Raw genomic sequence first — 630 nt, forward strand, 5'->3', positions numbered from 1 at the left:
ATCCTGCTCAATCCCGATGGCTCCTATACCTACACGCTGACGTCGGCGCCAAGTACGACGCCGCATGTAAACGACGGCGCCAATACCCTCAGCGAAAGTTTTACTTACCAAGCCACCGACTCTTTGGGCAACAGCACCACCAGCACCATCGTGGTCAAAATCGTCGATGATCAGCCGATTGCGCATGCCGACGAGACCTCGGTCGCCGAAGGCGGCACCGTCAGTGGCAACGTGCTGTGGAATGACGTCGGCGGCGCCGATGGTCTCGCCGCAGGCGGCGCGGTGCTCGGTGTGCGTGCCGGTTCGGACACCTCGACCCCAGCCATCGGTGGCCTCAACAGCCAGATCAATGGCACCTACGGTTACCTGACGCTGGATGCCAACGGCAACGCCGTGTACCACAGCAACCCGAACGCCGTGAGCGACCCCGGGGCGACCGACGTGTTCACCTACACCGTGCGCGATGCCGACGGTGACCAAAGCACCACCACCATCACCATCGACGTGATCAACAGCTGCATCAGCGCGGCCAGCGACAGCGACGTGACCGTCTACGAAAAAGCCCTCGACCTGAACAAGGATGGCCAGGATCTGGCGCCCGGCACCGTTACCGGCAGTCAGCCGGGCCAC

General features: G+C 62.9%; 1 protein-coding gene. It reads left to right on the forward strand.

Annotated features, from left to right (window positions below; genetic code table 11):
* Nucleotides 1-630, forward strand: a 630-nt coding sequence (locus VD17_RS32725; protein WP_440130581.1) for an Ig-like domain-containing protein, incomplete at both ends; no start/stop codon positions are given.

Source organism: Pseudomonas fluorescens (assembly GCF_000968015.1).
GTDB lineage: Bacteria > Pseudomonadota > Gammaproteobacteria > Pseudomonadales > Pseudomonadaceae > Aquipseudomonas > Aquipseudomonas fluorescens_W.